Annotated in this window: 11 protein-coding genes; 7 read left to right on the top strand and 4 right to left on the bottom strand. The window is 74.5% G+C overall.

Translation table 11 applies throughout. From position 1 onward, the window contains the following. Window positions 1–80 precede the first annotated feature (80 nt). From LCD35_RS05140 to LCD35_RS05125, 4 genes are all read left to right on the top strand, one after another. Window positions 81–1,187, top strand: a complete 1,107-nt coding sequence (locus LCD35_RS05140; protein WP_225043789.1) for a uroporphyrinogen-III synthase — start codon at window positions 81–83, stop codon at window positions 1,185–1,187. Then, window positions 1,184–1,885 carry a sirohydrochlorin chelatase gene (locus tag LCD35_RS05135; RefSeq protein WP_224957422.1) on the top strand — a complete coding sequence of 234 codons (702 nt, stop codon included), beginning with the start codon at window positions 1,184–1,186 and terminating at the stop codon, window positions 1,883–1,885. The genes LCD35_RS05140 and LCD35_RS05135 overlap by 4 nt, the downstream gene beginning before the upstream one ends. A 113-nt stretch (window positions 1,886–1,998) precedes the next feature. Further along, on the top strand, window positions 1,999–2,676 hold the full coding sequence (locus LCD35_RS05130) for a hypothetical protein (RefSeq protein ID WP_224957421.1): 678 nt from the start codon (window positions 1,999–2,001) through the stop codon (window positions 2,674–2,676). 146 nt (window positions 2,677–2,822) lie between these two features. Then, the gene (locus LCD35_RS05125; RefSeq protein ID WP_225043783.1) at window positions 2,823–7,361 is read left to right on the top strand and encodes a cation-translocating P-type ATPase; all 4,539 of its coding nucleotides are present in this window, start codon (window positions 2,823–2,825) and stop codon (window positions 7,359–7,361) included. 300 nt (window positions 7,362–7,661) lie between these two features. On the opposite strand, the gene LCD35_RS05120 is transcribed toward LCD35_RS05125, so the two are convergent. Beyond that, window positions 7,662–8,621, bottom strand: a complete 960-nt coding sequence (locus LCD35_RS05120; protein WP_224957419.1) for a DMT family transporter — start codon at window positions 8,619–8,621, stop codon at window positions 7,662–7,664. 114 nt (window positions 8,622–8,735) lie between these two features. Beyond that, window positions 8,736–9,605: an MIP/aquaporin family protein gene (locus LCD35_RS05115; protein ID WP_224966139.1), complete on the bottom strand. Its 870-nt coding sequence runs from the start codon at window positions 9,603–9,605 to the stop codon at window positions 8,736–8,738. A 367-nt stretch (window positions 9,606–9,972) separates the two neighbouring features. On the opposite strand from LCD35_RS05115, the gene LCD35_RS05110 reads away from it, so the two are divergent. Continuing rightward, a complete protein-coding gene (locus LCD35_RS05110; protein WP_225043782.1) occupies window positions 9,973–12,783 on the top strand; it encodes an aconitate hydratase in 2,811 nt (936 codons plus the stop codon). 78 nt (window positions 12,784–12,861) lie between these two features. Here LCD35_RS05110 and LCD35_RS05105 read toward each other — a convergent pair whose 3' ends face one another. Next, the gene (locus LCD35_RS05105; protein WP_224966141.1) at window positions 12,862–14,256 is read right to left on the bottom strand and encodes an LCP family protein; all 1,395 of its coding nucleotides are present in this window, start codon (window positions 14,254–14,256) and stop codon (window positions 12,862–12,864) included. Window positions 14,257–14,546: 290 nt separating this feature from the next. Here LCD35_RS05105 and LCD35_RS05100 point away from each other — a divergent pair, with 290 nt between their 5' ends. Beyond that, window positions 14,547–14,822 (top strand): hypothetical protein, encoded by a 276-nt coding sequence (locus tag LCD35_RS05100; RefSeq protein ID WP_224957412.1) that lies wholly within the window; start codon window positions 14,547–14,549, stop codon window positions 14,820–14,822. 345 nt (window positions 14,823–15,167) lie between these two features. Next, window positions 15,168–15,878: a cyclopropane-fatty-acyl-phospholipid synthase family protein gene (locus LCD35_RS05095; RefSeq protein ID WP_224966143.1), complete on the top strand. Its 711-nt coding sequence runs from the start codon at window positions 15,168–15,170 to the stop codon at window positions 15,876–15,878. Window positions 15,879–15,891: 13 nt separating this feature from the next. Here LCD35_RS05095 and LCD35_RS05090 read toward each other — a convergent pair whose 3' ends face one another. Then, a complete protein-coding gene (locus tag LCD35_RS05090) occupies window positions 15,892–16,356 on the bottom strand; it encodes a nitroreductase/quinone reductase family protein (RefSeq protein ID WP_224957409.1) in 465 nt (154 codons plus the stop codon). Window positions 16,357–16,388: the final 32 nt, after the last annotated feature.

The following is a 16,388-nucleotide window of genomic DNA, read 5'->3' as shown; positions in this document are numbered from 1 at the left end:
GCCGACGCCCCGGCCCGCCCACCGGTTCCCGAGCTCGTCGCGACCGGTGCGGGGAGGTGGTGACGTTGCGCGAACCACCGATGCCGCTGGCCGGGTTCACCGTCGGTGTCACCGCCGCGCGCCGCGTCGACGAGCAGACCGCGCTGCTGGCGCGGTGCGGGGCGCGGGTGCTGCCCGGGGCGGCGCTGCGGATCGTGCCGGTCGCCGACGACGCGCGGCTGCGCGCCGCCACCGAGCGGTGCGTCGAGGCCCCGCCATCGGTGGTGGTGGCCACCACGGGGATCGGGTTCCGCGGCTGGGTGGAGGCCGCCGAGGGCTGGGGGCTCGGCGCGGACCTGCTCAGCGCGCTCGGCTCGGCCCGCCTGCTGGCGCGGGGGCCGAAGGCGCGCGGCGCGGTCCGCGCCGCCGGGTTGCCGGACACCTGGTCGCCCGAGTCCGAGTCGTCCGCGGAACTGCTGGCGCACCTGCTGTCCGCACCGTTGGCCGGGGTGCGGGTCGCGGTGCAGCTGCACGGCAGATCACTGCCGGAGTTCACCGCCGTGCTGCGGTCCGCGGGCGCCGAGGTCGTCGAGGTCCCGGTGTACCGCTGGTGCCCGCCGGCCGACACCGCCGCGCTGGCGGCGCTGGTCGACGCGGTGTGCGCCCGCGAGCTCGACGCCGTCACGTTCACCAGCGCGCCCGCCGCGGCCGGACTGCTGGCTCGCGCCACCGAGCAGGGGTGCCGCCGTGAACTGCTCGCCGCGCTGCGCGGGCCGGTGCTGGCGGCATGCGTCGGCCCGGTGACGCACGCGCCGCTGGCCGAGGTGGACGTGCCCGCGGTGCTGGCCCGGCGCGCCCGGCTCGGCGCGCTGGTGCGGGAGCTGTGCGAGCGGTTGCCCGGGCGTTACCCGTCGCTGCCCGTCGCCGGGCGCACCCTGCAGCTGCGCGGGCACGCGGCCGCCGTCGACGGGGTACCGCGGCCCCTGTCGCCGGGCGGCAAGGCGCTGCTGCGGGTGTTGCTGGCCCGGCCCGGCGAGGTCGTCGCCCGCGAGGAGCTCGCCACCGCCCTGGCGCCGAGGCGGTCGCCGTCCGCCGACGCGCACGCCGTGGAGCAGGCCGTGGCACGGCTGCGGTCCGCGCTCGGCGCCCCGGAACTGGTGCAGACGGTGATCAAGCGCGGCTACCGGCTGCCGCTGGAGGGCGCGTGACTCCCCCGCTGCTGCTGGTCGCGCACGGCACCCGCGACCCGGCCGGGCCGCCGGTCGTGGATCGGATCGCCGACGCCGTCGCCGAGCGCGCCGGGATCGCGGTGCGCACCGCCTACGTCGACGTCATCGGACCGACCGTCGCCGAGGCGCTGGACGGGCTGGACGGGCCGGTGGTGGCGGTGCCCGCGTTCCTCGCCGCCGGTTACCACGTGCGGGTCGACCTGCCCGCGCAACTGGCCGCCGCGGGACGCGAGGACGTGACGACGAGCGCGCCGCTGGGGCCGGACCCGACGCTCGCCGAGGTGATGCTGCGGCGGTTGCGGGCCGCGGGGTGGCGGCCGGGCGCGGCGGTGGTGTTCGCCGCCGCCGGTTCGACGGATCCGCGGGCGCTCGCCGACGTGCGGACCGCCGCGCGGCTGCTCGGCGCGCGCTGCGGGCAGGTGCTGCGGCCGAGTTACGTCACGACCGCGGCGCCGCGCACCGCGGAGGTGTGCGCCGATCCCGGGCCGGAGCGGTTCGTCGCGCCGTACCTGCTGGCGCCGGGGAGGTTCCACCGCGGGCTCGCGGCGCTGCCGGTGCGCGCGGCGGCCCCGATCGGGGCGCACCCGCTGGTGGTGGACCTGGTGCTGCGCCGCTACCGGTCCGCCTGCCGGGAGGTGTTCGACCCCGTCCGGGCCGGGCCGAGCCACCCGCGGTGAAGCCGGGTCCTCCGACCTGACTCCTTCGTGGGGACTTGGCGTTCGTTCGATTCATAGCTCGTTCAGCCCCGCTTACGGTGGACATTTCTTGCGTCGTCAGCGGGGAGGCACACATGACCAGCGCAACCAGTTCCGGAGCGAAATCAGGTTCCGGTCGGCGCACGTCCGGCGGCAGCGTCCGGGGGCGCGGATCCGGCTCCTCCGGGTCCGGCTCGCGCTCCGGCGGTTCCCGCTCCAGCAGCACCCGGCAGAGCACCGGTACGTCCGGGACGAGCACCACGTCGAGCAGCACCGGATCGTCGCGCACGTCGAGCGGCTCCGGCTCCAGCACGGCCCGCGGTTCGCGCACCGGATCCAGCACTTCCCGGAGCTCGCGCAGCAGCAGCGGGACCACGCGCAGCGCCGGAACCTCGCGCAGCACCAGCGGCACGTCGCGCCCCGCCACGACCGGGCGCCGCACCGCAGGCAGCCGCGGCACCACGAGCACCGGCACCACCAGCACCGGGACGAGCGGCACCTCGCGGACCGCCGCCACCTCGTCGAAGGCGCAGGAAGCCACCGTGCACCTGCCGTTCGTCACGGCCCAGTTCCACAAGCCCGACGTACACCTGCCGGGCAAGCACGAACTCGCCTCCGCGACCGAAGCGGTCCGCGCGCAGCTGCCCGAACCCGGCCAGGCCCTGTTCTACGGCGGTCTCGCCGCGGGCGTCGCGCTGAGCCTGCTCGAATGGCCGGTCGCGCTGGCCATCGGCGTCGGCACCGCCGTCATCGGCCGCGAGCGGCACGAGTAGCCGCACCGCGGTGCCGGGCGACCGCGCACCGCACCGCCCCGGCCCCCGGACCCGCGTCCCGGGCCGGGGCGGTGCGCGCCGCACTCGGAACCTCGCGTCCCGCCCACCGCGTCCGCCGACGGGACGCACGCCTGGAGAGGGGATCCATGCCGTTCGGCGCCCTGCTGTCCCGAGTCGCCCACCTCGCCGCGCCGGTGCTCGACGCCGTGCGCAACACCGGTTCCCCACCGTTGAACCGCCGCACCTACTCCCGGCAGGGCCGCACCCACCTGGAAGTGCGCGGCCTGCACCTGCCCGAGTCCGCCGGAGCCGCGCGGGACCTGCGCGCGCGGCTGTCCGAAGTGGACGGCGTGGCGTCGGTCGAGGTGAACGCCGTGCTCGGCCGGGTGCTGGTGCACCACGACGCCGAGCAGGTCGGATGCGCGGTGCTGGCCGAGGTCGTCGACGCCGTCGAGCGCGACCACGACCTGGCCGGCCTCGGCAGCTCCCCCGCTGGCGTCGCGCACCCCGGCAACCCCGACGCGCTGATGCGCGACGTCGGCGCGTTCGGGCTGAGCGTGCTCGGCCTCGGCTACTCGGCCGTCGCCGGACTGCTGCCGTTCCGTCCCGCGTCCCCGCTGATCCCGGCCGCGGTGTCGCTGGCGGACGCGGTGCCGTGGCTGCGCGAAGGAGCCGAACGCACCCTCGGGCGCACCGGTGCCGAAGCGGCGCTCGCGGTGGGCGGGGCCGTCACCCAGGGCCTCTCGCAGAACCCGCTGGCGGTGTTCAGCGACCTGTCCGCCCGCTTCTGCTCCGCCCGCGAGGGCATCGCCCGCCAGCAGGCGTGGCGCCGGTGGGAGGAGACCACCCCGCCGGGCGCGCACGAATCCACCGCGATCAGCACCGAGCCGCGGCCGGTCGAGCTGCCGGACGGGCCGGTCGAGCAGATCTCGAACCTCGCGGGCGCGTTCGCCCTCGGCGGCTACGGCACGGTGCTCGCCGCCACCCGCGATCAGCGGCGCGCGCTCGCCACCATGCTCGCCGCGATCCCGAAACCGGCGAAGACCGGCCGCGAGGGGTTCGCCGCGCAGCTGACCACCGCGCTGTCCGCCCGCGGCACCCTCGTCCTCGAACCGAAGGCGCTGCGCAAGCTGGACCGAGTGGACACCGTCGTGCTGGACGCCCCGGCGCTGCTGACCGGCAGGCGCGTCGTGGACGAGGTGCTGCCGCTGGACAGCGACGCCGACGCCACCCGGTTGTTCGCGCACGCCGCCGAGCTCGTCGACCCGCAGCGCCCGAAGGCCCGCCGCAGCCGCGGGAAGTGGTCCTGCGCGCCGCTCGACGGCCGCGCCGCGCAACTGCCCGGGCGAGTGCAGGCCGAGCTGCGCGCGCACCGCGACCGGGGTGCGGTACTGCTGGAGCTGCGCCGGAACGACGAGGCCGTCGCCGTGGTGGTCGTCATCGACGAGCTCGACCCGCTGGCCGAAGCGCTCGCCGAGGCCGCCCGGGCCGCGGGGACCGCGGTGCTCGCCGGGATCGGCAGCAAGCTGAACCGCCGGATCACCGTCGACGACGTGGTGCACGGCGGCACCCGGCTCGCCGCCTCCGTGCGGCGGCTGCAGCAGGACGGCCGGGTGGTGGCGGTGCTGTCCACCCGCGCGCACGCCGCGTTGGCCGCCGCCGACGTCGGCATCGGGATCGCCGAGGACGACCAGCCGATGCCGTGGGGCGCCGACCTGCTGTCCCCGAACCGGTCCGAGGCGCACAGCACGCTGTGCGCCGTCGCCGAAGCCCGCACCGCCAGCAAGCACGCCGCGGCGCTGTGCGCGGGCGGGGCGTGCCTCGGCGTGCTGTTCGGCGCGCTCGGACCGTCGGCGGGCGCGCCGGCGCGCGCCGGGCTGCCGGTGCACGCCGCGAACCTCTTCGCGCTCGGCACCGGGACCCTGGCCGGGTTCCAGGCGGGCGAGCGACCACCGCCCGCGCCGCACCAGCGGACCCCGTGGCACGCGCTGCCCGGCAGGGCCGTGCTGGGACTGCTGGACAGCTCGGTCGACGGCCTCAGCGCCGCCGTCGCGCGCCGCTGGCGCCGCGCCCAGCCGCAACGCGCCGACCGCGGGATCGGGGTCGTCGGCGCCACGCTGGAAGGGCTGGTCAACCCGATGACCCCGGTGCTGGTCGCCGGCGCGGTCGTGTCCGCCGGGCTGGGATCCGCGGTGGACGCGGTGCTGATCACCGGGGTGCTCGGGATCAGCGCGCTCATCGACGGGGTGCAGCGCATCGCCACCGACCGCGAGCTCGCCAGGCTGCTCGACGCCGGGCAGCTGCCCGCGCACGTGCGCCGCGACGGCACCACCTCCACGGTGCCCGCCGACCAGCTGGTGCCGGGAGACGTGGTGGAACTGCGCTCCGGCGACGGGGTGCCCGCCGACTGCCGGGTGCTGGCGGCCGAGTACCTGGAGGTCGACGAGTCCAGCCTCACCGGCGAGTCGGCCCTGGTGGTCAAGACGCCGGAGGCGACCTCGGCGGCGGCGCTCGGCGACCGCACCGGGATGCTCTACCAGGGCACCACCGTGGCCACCGGCACCGCGACCGCCGTCGTCGTCGCCACCGGCGCCGCCACCGAGGTCGGGCGCACCACCGGCGAGGACGGGCACCCCACCGGTGCCGCGGGCGGGGTGGAGGCCCGGCTCGCCGAACTGACCCGGCAGATCCTGCCGCTGTCCGTCGGCGCGGGCGGCGCGCTGCTGGCCGTGGACCTGCTGCGCGGCACCCCGCTGCGGGCCACCGTCGGCCGCGCGGTCGGCCTCGCGGTCGCCGCCGTCCCGGAAGGGCTGCCGTTCGTGGCGACCCTCGCCGAGCTGGCCGCGGCGCGGCGCCTGGCCCGCCGCGGCGTGCTGGTGCGCAGCCCGGCCACCATCGAGGCGCTGGGCCGGGTGGACGCGCTGTGCTTCGACAAGACCGGCACCCTCACCCAGGGGCGCATCACCCTCGGGCAGGTCTCCGACGGCACGCGCAGCAGCACCCCGGACCGGCTCGACGCCGCCGGGCGCGCCGTGGTCGAGGCCGCGGTGCGGGCGAACCCGCAGGCCGAGGGCGACCAGCCGCTGCCGCACCTCACCGACCGGGCCGTGCTGGAGGGCGCGCTGGCCGCCGGCATCGACCCGAACGACCGCGAGGTGCTGGCGGACCTGCCGTTCGAACCGTCCCGCAGCTTCCACGCCACCCGCACCCGCGGACCCGACGGGGTCGAACTGCACGTCAAAGGCGCGCCCGAGGTCGTGCTGGAGCGCTGCACGCGGTGGCGGGGCGCCGAGTTCGACGCGCCGGCCCGCGCCGAGGTGGAGCGCGAGATCGAGCGGCTCGCGCTGCTCGGCTACCGGCTGCTGGCCGTCGCCGAGAAGGCCGCGCCGGACGACACCGGGTCCGAACTGGACGACGCCGAGGTGTACGGGCTGAACTTCGTCGGGCTGCTCGGCCTGGCCGACCCGGTGCACCCCACCGCCGCCGAAGCGGTCAGCCGGCTGCGGCGGGCCGGAGTCGACGTCATCATGATCACCGGCGATCATCCGAGCACCGCCGAGGCCATCGCCGCGGAGCTCGGCATGCTCGGCGGCAAGCGGGTGCTGCACGGCGCGGAGCTCGACGAGCTCGACGACGAGGAGCTGGCCGCCGAACTCCCCGCCGTCTCGGTGTTCGCCCGGGTCAGCCCGGCGCAGAAAGCCCGCATCGTGCGGTTGCTGCGCGCCGACGGCCGCACCGTGGCGATGACCGGCGACGGCGCCAACGACGTGCCCGCGATCAAGCTCGCGCACGTCGGCATCGCGCTGGGTTCGCGCGCGACCCCGGCCGCGCGGGAGTCGGCGGACCTCGTGGTGGCCGACGACCGGATCGAGACCATCACCGACGGCATCGTGGAGGGCCGCGGAATGTGGGCTTCGGTGCACGACGCGCTGTCGATGCTGCTCGGCGGCAACCTCGGGGAGATCGGCTACGCGGTCGGGTCCGGGTTCTTCGGCGGGGACGCCGGGCTCAACGCCCGCCAGCTGCTGGTGGTGAACATGCTGACCGACGTGCTGCCCGCGATCCCGGGCGCGGTGCGGCCGCCGCCGCACGCCACCCCGGAGCGGTTGCTCGCCGAAGGGCCGGACGCCTCGCTCGGCAAGGCGCTCACGGAGGCCGTGTACCTGCGCGCGGCGGCCACGGCGGGCGCGGCCGGACTCGCCTGGGCGCTGGCCCGCCCGGTGTCCACCGCGGCGCAGGCCCGCACCACCGGCCTGGTGGCGCTGGTGGCCGCGCAGCTCGCCCAGACCCTCGCCGTGCGCGGGCGCACGCGGCTGGTGCTCGCCTCGGGCGCGGTGTCGCTGGTGGTGCTGTTCGGGGTGGTGCAGGTGCCGGGATTGAGCCGGTTCTTCGGTAGCAGTCCGCTACTACCACACCAGTGGTGCATCGCGGTGGGCTCGGCGATCGGAACCACCACGGCCGTGGTGCTGTGGCAGCGCCCACCTGCGGATTCCTCCCCCGCCGAACCGCGCGCGCTGCCCGCGGCGGAGGAGGAACCGGCCGAACCCGCCCCGGACGAGATCACCGAGGGTGCGGACGGTCCGGTCGTGGACGGCGAGGTGCTCCCGCCTCCGCGCGCCGCCCGCAACGGCGCCGACCGCGGCATCCCCACCGGGTCCGCGCCGCTCGCCACGACACCCGGGTGAGCGGCGCGCAGCACCTCGGGCGACCGGTCGCACGCGGCCCGGGAGATCCCCTCACCTGGTGGAACGGCGGATTTTCCCCGCCGCTTCACCTGCCCGTCACCCGGAACCAACCCGGCCCTCACCCCGCACCGGGACCGTCGGGGCGTACGAGCAGGAATCCGACGGCAGAAAGCACGCCCACCATGAACTTCCTGGCGACCCTGCTGACCAGCGTGGCCGTGGCCCTCCTGGAGGGGCTCATCGTCCACGCCGCCAAGACCGCCTACCAGCGCATGTCCCGCACCCGCGCGGCCTGACCGATCAGCGCTCCGGCGTTGCCCGGACCTCGACGGGCCGGGCGGTGGGTTCGACCGCGGGGGCGGACCGCTGGGCGATGAAGGCACCGGCGAGCACCAGCGCTCCCCCGGCGAGCTGCCACGGGCCGACGTGCTCGCCGAGCAGCAGCCAGGCCAGCACGGTGGCCACCACCGGCTCCAGGAACGCCACCGCGCCCGCGACCGGCGGCGACAGCCGCCGCACCGCCAGGATGCCGGTGAGGTAGGCGAGCACGGTGCTCACCAGCACGACCCATCCGACGACGAGCAGCGCCGGGAACGGCGTGCCGGACAGCTGCACCGGCCGCGCCAGCAGCGCCCAGTCCAGCTCCCACGGCCGCGCGACCAGCGTGACGACGGCGGCACCGACGAGCAGGCCGTAGGAGACCAGCGCCCGCGGATCCACCTCGGCGGAGCTGTCCGAGAGCAGGAAGTACCCGGCCTGGCACCCGCCCGCGGCCAGCGCGAGCAGCAGCCCGGCCGGGTCGAAGCGCAGCCCGGCGGCGACCTCCACGACGCACGCCAGCCCGACCAGCGCGAGCGCGGTGCCGATCGCGGCCTGCCTGGTCACCGGGGCGCGGCGCACGAACCGGATCCAGCCGAGGACCAGCACCGGCCCCAGGAACTCGATGAGCAGCGCCACCGCCACCGGGATCGAGGCGATGGCCGCGAAGTAGCAGGTCTGCACCCCGGCGATGGCGAACAGCCCGTAGCCCAGCAGCAGCCACGGCGCCCGCCGCAGCGCTCCGGCGTGGCGCACCGCGAACGGCAGCATCAGCAGCGCCCCGCCCGCCAGCCGCATCCACGCCACCTGCAGCGGGGTGAAACCGACGGTGATCAGCGGTTTCGCGAACGGGCCCGAGCCGCCGAAGCAGAGCGCGGAGAGGACCGCGGCGGTCACGCCGGCGGACTTGGGAGCGGCGAGCAGGGTGCGCACGCAGGTCATCGAAGCACAGGCGCCGGGCCCGCCGCTCCGAGTCCCGGCACCACCCGGAGCACCGCACCTCCGCGGTTCCCCCCGACCGGTCGACCCGCTCGGATCGAGGGCGGACCGTCCGGTCTAGTCGCCGGTCCGGCCGGGTTCGGGCGCCGTGTCGCGCGCGGCGAGCACCCGGCCGATGAACAGGTCGTAGACGACCGCGCCGAGCACCCCGCCCACCAGCGGCCCGACGATCGGGATCCAGAAGTACCAGCTGAAGTACTGGTAGCTGCCGGGCAGCGCGATCTCGTCCCACCCGGCCAGGTAGGTCCACAGCCGCGGCCCGAAGTCGCGCGCCGGGTTGATCGCGTACCCCGCGTTGGTGCCGAAGCTCAGCCCGATGGCGGTCACCACCATCCCGATCAGGAACGGGCCGAGGTTCGAGGCGGGCGCGGTGTTGCGCAGGTCGATGAGCGCGCAGATCAGCGCGACGAGGATCGCGGTGCCCACGACCTGGTCCAGCAGCGGGCCGAACCAGGAGTCGCCGAAGTACTTCGCCGGGAACGTCGCGAAGATCGAGAACGTGTCCAGCGCTTCCGGGCGGGTGACCCCGGCCTTCGCGTTGTAGGCGTCGATGGCCCACCGGTAGCAGGCGTGCACGACGCCTGCGGCGAGGAAGGCCCCGACCACCTGGGCGGCCACGTAGGGCACGACCTTGCGCCACGGGAAGCTCCGCCGGACGGCGAAGGCCAGGGTGACGGCGGGGTTGATGTGCGCGCCGCTGACGCCGCCCGCGATGTAGACGCCGAACACGACGGCGAAGCCCCAGCCGAAGGCGATGATGAGCCAGTTGCCCGCGCCGAACGCGTCCTCCTGGCGGCCGGAACCGGGGAGCCCGGCGAGCGCGACGGCCACCGAGCCGCAGCCCAGCAGGATGAGCACGAAGGTGCCGAGGAATTCCGCCGCCAGCTCGCCGCCGAGCCCGCTGCGGGACCGCTCCCGTGTGGCCATGGTTCCCCCCTGCGCTGGAGCGCCGGACGGCACCGTTCCGCCCGGGCGGTCTGCCGCGTCGAGCGTAAGTCCGCGGCCCGGTGGGCGCGCGGCGCCGAGGCGGGCGGGACGCGTCCGGGGCGAAACGTGATCTCCCGCACCGTTCCGCGGCGTTCCGGACGGGATTCCGCCGGAAAAAACGGGGTTGTGCACGAACCGGAACATCGGACGGCCGATTCGGGCGGACCCGGCCTTGAGCCGGATTACAGGACAAGCGTACTGTTATGACCATCAGACCGCCGGGGCTGCGCGCATGCTCGGCCGACGTGCGCGAGACTCGCGGTCGTTCCCTGAACTGACTTGCGCCCGTCGCGAGATGGAGTTGAACGTGACTGCACCTGCGAGCAAGGACAGCTTCGGTGCCCGCGGCACGCTGAAGGTCGGTGACGCCTCCTACGAGGTGTTCCGGCTGAACGCGGTCGACGGCGCGGCGCGGCTGCCCTACAGCCTCAAGATCCTGCTGGAGAACCTGCTGCGCACCGAGGACGGTGCGAACATCACCGCCGACCACGTGCGCGCCCTGGCGAGCTGGGATGCCAAGGCCGAGCCGTCGACGGAGATCCAGTTCACCCCCGCGCGGGTCATCATGCAGGACTTCACCGGAGTCCCCTGCGTGGTCGACCTGGCCACCATGCGCGAGGCCGTCGCCGACCTCGGCGGCGACACCTCCAAGGTGAACCCGCTGGCCCCCGCCGAACTGGTCATCGACCACTCGGTGATCATCGACGTGTTCGGCAAGCCGGACGCCTTCGAACGCAACGTCGAGTTCGAGTACGGCCGCAACAAGGAGCGCTACCAGTTCCTGCGCTGGGGCCAGGGCGCCTTCGACGAGTTCAAGGTCGTCCCCCCGGGCACCGGCATCGTGCACCAGGTCAACATCGAGCACCTGGCCCGCACCGTGATGGCCCGCAACGGCCAGGCCTACCCGGACTCGTGCGTCGGCACCGACTCGCACACCACCATGGTCAACGGCCTGGGCGTGCTGGGCTGGGGCGTCGGCGGCATCGAGGCCGAGGCCGCGATGCTGGGCCAGCCGGTGTCGATGCTCATCCCGCGCGTCGTCGGCTTCAAGCTGACCGGGGAGATCCCCGCCGGTGCCACCGCCACCGACGTGGTCCTCACGATCACCGAGATGCTGCGCAAGCACGGCGTCGTCGGCAAGTTCGTCGAGTTCTACGGTTCGGGCGTCGCCTCGGTGCCGCTGGCCAACCGCGCCACCATCGGCAACATGAGCCCCGAGTTCGGCTCGACCGCCGCGATCTTCCCGATCGACGACGAGACGATCCGCTACCTCAAGCTCACCGGCCGCCCGGCCGACCAGGTCGCGCTGGTGGAGGCCTACGCCAAGGAGCAGGGCCTCTGGCACGACGCCGACCACGAGCCGGAGTACTCCGAGTACCTGGAGCTGGACCTCTCCACCGTGGTGCCGTCCATCGCCGGGCCGAAGCGCCCGCAGGACCGCATCGAGGTCTCCGACGCCAAGCCGTCGTTCCGCAAGTCGCTCACCGACTACGTGCAGGTGCAGAACACCGACGACGCGGCGCTCGACGAGGCCGGCGAGGAGTCCTTCCCCGCCAGCGACCCGGTGTCGGTGACCCACCACGGCGAGGGCGACAAGCCGCGGCTGGTCTCGGCCGCCGACGGCGCCTCCGGCCGCCCGACGAACCCGATCAAGGTGTCCTCGGACGAGTACGGCGAGTTCGAGCTCGACCACGGTGCCGTGGTGATCGCCTCGATCACCTCCTGCACCAACACCTCGAACCCGTCGGTGATGCTGGGTGCCGCGCTGCTGGCCCGCAACGCCGTGGACAAGGGCCTCACCCGCAAGCCCTGGGTGAAGACCTCGATGGCGCCGGGTTCGCAGGTCGTCACCGACTACTACGAGAAGGCCGGTCTCTGGCCGTACCTGGAGAAGCTGGGCTTCCACCTGGTCGGCTACGGCTGCACCACCTGCATCGGCAACTCCGGCCCGCTGCCGGAGGAGATCTCCGCCGCGGTGCAGCAGAACGACCTGTCGGTCACCTCGGTGCTGTCGGGCAACCGGAACTTCGAGGGCCGGATCAACCCCGACGTCAAGATGAACTACCTGGCCTCGCCGCCGCTGGTCATCGCCTACGCGCTCGCGGGCACCATGGACTTCGACTTCGAGACCGACCCGCTCGGTCACGACACCGAGGGCGAGCCGGTGTTCCTGCGCGACCTGTGGCCCTCGCCGCAGGAGGTCCAGGAGACCATCGACTACGCGATCACCCAGGAGATGTTCACCAAGGACTACTCCGACGTGTTCAAGGGCGACGAGCGCTGGCGTTCGCTGCCCACGCCGGAGGGCGAGACCTTCGAGTGGGACTCCGAGTCCACCTACGTGCGCAAGCCCCCGTACTTCGAGGGCATGGGCATGGAGCCGAGCCCGGTCACCGACATCTCCGGTGCCCGCGTGCTGGCGCTGCTGGGCGACTCGGTCACCACCGACCACATCTCCCCGGCCGGTGCGATCAAGCCGGACTCCCCCGCGGGCAAGTACCTCAGCGACCACGGCATCGACCGCAAGGACTTCAACTCCTACGGGTCGCGCCGCGGCAACCACGAGGTCATGATCCGCGGTACCTTCGCGAACATCCGGCTGCGGAACCTGCTGCTGGACGACGTGCAGGGCGGCTACACGCGGGACTTCACCCAGGACGGCGCTCCGCAGGCGTTCATCTACGACGCCGCGCAGAACTACGCCGCGCAGGGCACCCCGCTGGTCGTGCTGGGTGGCAAGGAGTACGGCTCCGGTTCCTCCCGCGACTGGGCCGCGAAGGGCACCAGCCTGCTGGGCGTGCGGGCGGTCATCGCCGAGTCCTTCGAGCGCATCCACCGCTCGAACCTGATCGGCATGGGCGTCATCCCGCTGCAGTTCCCCGAGGGCTCCTCGGCGAAGTCGCTGGGCCTGGACGGCACCGAGACCTTCGACCTGTCGGGCATCACCGCGCTCAACGACGGCGAGACCCCGCAGACGGTCAAGGTCGTGGCCACCAAGGGCGACGGTTCCACCGTCGAGTTCGACGCCAAGGTGCGCATCGACACCCCCGGTGAGGCGGACTACTACCGCAACGGCGGCATCCTGCAGTACGTGCTGCGCAAGATGATCCGCTCCTGATCACCTGCCGATCCGGCAGGTAGCTGATCGGCGGGGCCGGCACGTCACAAGCGTGCGGGGGCCGTCGCGCGTTCCGGGTCAGTTGATGCAGTTGATGCCGTCGGCGGTGAGCGGTTCCGGGGCGATGGGTTGCTCCTGGCGGGGCGCCGAAGTGCCCGTGCGGCTCGTCGTCGGCTCCGAGGTCCGCGTGGTCTCCGAGGTCGTGGAGCGGGTGCTCGACGAGCGGGTGCTGCTGGAGGGGCTCGTGGTCTCCTCGCTCGACCGGGACGTGCGGGTCGTCGAGGTTCGCGGCGAGCTCGTGGACGCGCCGGTCTCGTCGGCCTCCCGGGTGCTGCGGGTGGACGTCGACCGGCCGGTCTCCGCGGTGTGCTCCCCGGTGGAGCGCGCGCCCGTGGGATCGGCCTGGCGCGGCACCGGCCTGCCGTGCGCGGCGCCCTGCACGGCGCGACCGACCTCGACCGGATCGACCCGCACCGCCTGGCCGTCGCGGGTGTCGAAGTTCGCGTCCCGGATCGGGATGGTGGAGAACTCGACGGCCCCCGCGGTGAGCCCCTGCATCCGCTGGGCGAAGGTCAGCACGTCCCACTCCCGGTCCAGCACGATCGACTGCCGCGCCGAGTCGATCAGCTCGCTCAGCCGCGCGGGCTGCGCGAGCACCCCGCCGGAGGTCGCGGTCCGCACCAGCCCGGCCAGGAACGCCTGCTGGCGCACCATCCGGTCCAGGTCCCCGCGGGGCAGGCCGTGGGGCTGGCGCACGAAAGCCAGCGCCTCCGCACCGGCGATCCGCTGGTGCCCCGCGGCGAACTCCGCCCCCGAGTAGGAATCGCGCACCGGCCGCTTCAAGCACACCGGCACCCCGCCGACGGCCTCGGTGAGCCGCGCGAAGCCCAGCAGGTTCACCTCCGCGTAGTGGTCGACCTGCACCCCGGTCAGCCGCTGCACCGAGTCGGTGACCAGCGATCGGCCCGCGTCGGCGGAACGCCGTTCCCGCTCCGCCGGGTCGAGCCCGACCAGGCGCGCCGCGGCCGCCGCCTTCCCCCGCCCGTACGCCGAATTGATCTTGTGCTCGCCGTGCCCCGGGATGGTCGTGTACGTGTCGCGCGGGATGGAGAACGCGGTGGCCCGCGACCCGTCCTCCGGCACGTGCACCAGGATCAGCGTGTCGGTCAGGCTCGCCGGGTTCCGCCCGGCCCCCAGCCGGCGCAGCACGTCGTCCGGCAGCGGCCGCCCCTGCGCGTCGGTGCGGCTGTCCAAGCCCACCAGCAGGATGTCGGTGGCCCCGTCGGCCGTCGCGCCCTCGGTGGCGGCGCTGGTGCTCAGCGCCCACCGCAGGTCGCCGTAGTTCGCCCAGCCGTAGCCGGTCACCGCGAGCACCGCCGCCGACAGCAGGGCCGCACCGACCCGGGCCACCGTCGAAGCCCGCGACCGGTGCGGCAGCCGCGGCGCGTCGAACGCGCGTGATTCTCGACCCAACGAGCCACCCCCTGGATTGCGCGGACCGCTGGTCAGGCTAGCCGCGGCTGCCCCGTTCAGCCGTGCGCCGACGGCCCACTGCCGCATCGGCGGACGTGCTCCGTTCCGCCGAACACCCGCGCGCAGCACCGGGAACGTCCGGCCGCGGTCACCGTCCGCTGCGCCGAACCCGCCCGCGGATCGGAGGTTCCGCCCTCCGCCCGCTGTCGTTACCCTGCTCGGGTAGCGGCGCCGCCTACCCCGCGTCACCCGCGTCGGCGGCCGCGTCCCACCCCCGGAGGTGAACCGGCTTGCCCGACGCATCGGAGAACGCCCCGTCCGGTGGCCAACGAACACCCGCCCGCACCACCCGGGTCGTGGCCGTCCGCTACGCGCCGGGCGCCGTCGCCGAATCCCGCCGACAGGCGCACCTGGCCGAAGCCGACGGGCCGGTGGCGGACGTCGTGCGCTGGACGACCGCGTGCGGCGAGCTGATCCCCGCCGACGTCGCCGAGGTCTCGCCGGGACCGGCGGGCATGCCGTGCCTGCGCTGCCTCGTCGGTCTCCCCGCACCCGGCCGCGCCTGACACGGGCCGCCTGCGGGCGGTGCTCGGCGGACCTGGTCGCACTTGACGCACACCATCCGGCCCCCTTGCTCGGGGATCAGCACGTGATCACCGCCCGCCGGGCACTCGTCCCCGTGCGGCTCCCGCGACGGCCGGTCGGGTTGCGCCACGCGGGGCGGCCTCCCCCGAAGCCGGGTCGGCTCGCACGGGTCATCGGCCCTCCTCGCGGTCCGACTGCGCGCACGGCCGCAACTCTGCTCCGGTCCCGGGGCGCGCCCAAGATCCATCCCGGCAGTTCCGCCCGCCGCAGCCGGGGGACGAAACACCGGGCGGGGGTGATCTCCGGGTCCGCTACCCTTGCCGCCGATGAGCGACAGCGACTACTTCTCCATCGTCGAATCCACCCACGACGTGCAGAACCCGATCAGCCCCGCGAAGCTCCGCGAGGTCGCCGAACACCTCGAGATCGGCGCCGGTGACCGGGTGCTCGACGTCGGGGCCGGGCGCGGTTGGTGGGCCGCCGAACTCGCCGCGATGGGCGCCGAAGTGGTGGGGCTGGAGAACAACGAGGAGTTCGTGCGGGCCGCGCGGGACCGCGCCGCGGCCTCCGGGCTGACCGACCGGGTGCGGCACGTGCACGGGCCCGCGCTGGAGTTCGAGCCGGAGCCCGGCGGGTACGCGGTCGCGACCTGCCTGGGCGCGAGCTTCGCGCTCGGCGGGTTCCGCGCGTCGATGGAGTGGATGGTCGCGGCGCTGGTGGAGCACGGCCGGTTCGCGATCGGCGACGTGCACTCCGTCGACGGTTCCTCCACCGAGGAGCTGCCGTCGCTGATCGAGCTGGTGCACGTCGCCGAGGAGTTCGACGTGGAGGTCACCGGCCTGGTGTCGGCTTCGCTCGACGACTGGGACCGCTACGAGTCCGGGCAGTGGAAGAACGCCCACACCTGGGCCAGGCGCAACCCCGAGCACCCCGACCGGGAGCGGATGCTGGGCGACTCGCGCCGGTTCCGCAACGACTACCTGACCCGGGAACGCGGGTCGCTCGGCTGGTCGGTCCTCATCGGCGAACGCCGCTGAGGACCCGCTCGCCTCAGCGCGGGGTGAGGCGGAAGACGCGCAGTTCGCGGCCGCCGGCGCGGCGGGCGTAGTCCGCGTAGGCGGGCCAGAACGGCAGGACCACCTCGTGCCACAGCCGTTCCCGCTCCTCGCCGGTGAGCAGCACCGCGCGCACCGGAACCCGGCGGGAGATCACGTCCACCTCGGCCTCCGGGTGCGCGAGCAGGTTCGCCGACCAGGCCGGGTGCGACGCCTGGCCCCAGTTCGAGCCGACCACCAGGAAGTCGTCGCCGTGCGGCACGTACAGCAGCGGCACCTCCCGCGGCAGGCCGCTGCGCCGCCCGGTGGTGGTGAGCAGCATCGAGGACAACCCGGCCAGCCGCGCCAGGCCGAGCCGGCCACCGGTACGCCGCTGCACGGCGAGGTCGACGGGCACCAGCTTCCGGCCCGCCGAGGCGAACCACTGCTTGCGACCCAGCCACTGCGCAACCTTGATCATGCCGCTCACCCGGCCAACCCTGTCACACCGCA

This window comes from Saccharopolyspora sp. 6V (assembly GCF_020176785.1).
GTDB classification, from domain to species: domain Bacteria; phylum Actinomycetota; class Actinomycetes; order Mycobacteriales; family Pseudonocardiaceae; genus Saccharopolyspora_C; species Saccharopolyspora_C gregorii.
Note: the sequence above shows the minus strand (reverse complement) of the source record. Positions and strands in the feature narration are given on the sequence as shown.